Source organism: Thermogutta sp. (assembly GCF_014359955.1).
In the GTDB taxonomy this organism is placed as follows: domain Bacteria; phylum Planctomycetota; class Planctomycetia; order Pirellulales; family Thermoguttaceae; genus Thermogutta.
On sequence record NZ_JACIYL010000760.1, the window covers coordinates 1 to 2,104 of the forward strand.

At 57.2% G+C, this 2,104-nt stretch carries 2 protein-coding genes; both read left to right on the forward strand.

Going from position 1 to position 2,104, the window contains the following annotated elements; genetic code table 11:
* The coding region (locus tag H5U08_RS16675) for a PD-(D/E)XK nuclease family protein (protein WP_297035645.1) at positions 1-1,089 on the forward strand (1,089 nt) is incomplete at its 5' end.
* Positions 1,090-1,385: 296 nt separating this feature from the next.
* Positions 1,386-2,104, forward strand: a 719-nt coding sequence (locus tag H5U08_RS16680; RefSeq protein ID WP_297035648.1) for a hypothetical protein, incomplete at its 3' end; no start/stop codon positions are given.

Consider the following 2,104-nt stretch of genomic DNA (forward strand, 5'->3'; position numbering starts at 1 on the left):
GAGGGGAGCGCTCGGCGGATCGCGCGCGATGCTTATTTGCTCAGTCTGATCACTTCGAGTCGCGAGGAGTTTCATCTCATCGTGGGGCGGCAGGATACCGACGAGAACCCGCTTTTCCCCAGCCGATTTCTCTTTTCCTGCGATGACGACGGACTTGTCAGACGCGTATCTTCCCTGTTTGGGGTTATCGAGGAACCACCGCGTCGGCCTCCGCGATGGCACAAACATTCCACCACTCGGGAGGCACTCGCTCCCCCGGCGCCGGTTGTGCCGGTATCCATTTCGGAAATGCGTGTGACTCAGTTCCGCGATTACCTGGCCTGTCCGTATCGGTTTTATCTGCGTCATGTGCTTCAATTGGGGACGCTCTCCGACGATGTGGAAGAGCTGGACCCACTCAGCTTTGGAAGCCTGGCACATCGGGTGCTCTGTCAATTTGCTCGATCCCAATGTCGGGACAGCACGGCCGCCGATGAGATCGCCGAGTTCCTCATCCGCGCCCTGGATCACATGATCCGGAAAACCCTGGCGCACACTCCCCGGCCTTCCGTGCCGCTTCAGCTCGAGCAGCTTCGAGAACGGCTCCGGGCCTTCGCGAGTTTTCAGGCCTCCCATGCCCGGGAATGGGAGATCCTCCACTCCGAGTACACGCCCAGCAAGAAGGTCACATTGGTTGTCGATGGCAAAGCTGTGACACTCGTCGGCCGAATCGATCGCATCGATCGCCGGCGAGATGGCTCGGAATTCCTGATCATCGATTACAAGATCAGTGAAGATCCAACGCCACCAGAAAAAACTCACCGCCGGCGCCAAGAAGGCGTTCTCAAATGGGTTGATCTTCAGTTGCCGCTCTACCGGCATCTTGCCCAATCGGTGATCAAGCAGACGCCACTCAAATTGGGCTACATCATTCTTCCCAAGGACATCCAGCAAACCGGCTTTTACGAAGCGACATGGAGCGAGGAAGAGTTAGCCGAGGCCGACGCCACAGCAGAAGAGGTCATCCGGAAGATTCGCCAGGGAATCTTCTGGCCACCGAATGAGGATGCGGAAGGGCGGTTTCCGGACCTTTTCCCAATTCTTCCATGACGTCTCTAACTTTTCCGCCGAGGTGATATTGCGGGCGCCGCAGTCGCTGAGCGATCACCCTTTTTCCTTCGCCAACGAGGACGCGGACCTCCACAGGGGTTCGTGTGTGAGCGAGATGCAACCTGGTTTCGGCGGGCACGACTGGCATGCCGCTCCGAAGGACTTCTCCGCAAAACCCGCTTGTCAGGCCCCTTCGTGATTGGCCGCCGTCCGCCCTCGAACCTATACTAAAAGAGGGGTATGAAGCCGGAATGGTTGGATCCGCCCTGGCAGCTAGTCTGAAGGGTCACCGCAGAATGAAAAACATTGAGCGTCTCTTGACAATTCGGATACTGGGTTTCGGCATTCTTCTCGCCTGGATTGCAGGAGTGACCGGCGGTCCGGTGTATGCCGACACAATCGTTTTGAAGTCAGGCGGTCGGGTCACAGGAAAGGTTCTTTCGGAGACAATGCCTCACGGTGATAAGGCCGTCCGCATTCAAACTAAAGACAACATTGTTTTAAGTGTTCCCCGCGAAGAGATTGCCGAGATCATTCGGCTAAGCCCAGTGGAAGCCGAATACGAACAGTTAAAGGCCCAGACTCCAGATACTGTGGATGGCCACTTTAAGCTGGCAGACTGGTGTCGCGATCATCATCTCCCGGAGCAGCGTGAGCTGCACCTCCGGCGAATCATTGAACTGGATCCGGATAACGCGCGGGCCCGGGCGCTTCTCGGTTACCAAAAGGTGGGTAACGAGTGGAAGACCCGCGACGAGATCATGAAGTCGATGGGCTATGTCCTTTACAAGGGCCGATGGATGCTCCCCCAGCAAGTGCAGCTTGAACAGGAAAAGGAGCAGCAATCGGCGGTGCAACGCGAGTGGGCCCAGAAAATCCATCGGCTGTTAAACCGCTTGGAAGCCGACCCGGTGGGTACCGAACACGAGCTCCGCTCTATTAAGGACCCGGCCGCTGTCAAACCGCTGGTGCTTGCAATGAAGGATGAACGCCGGGACGCTGTCCGCTTGTTGCT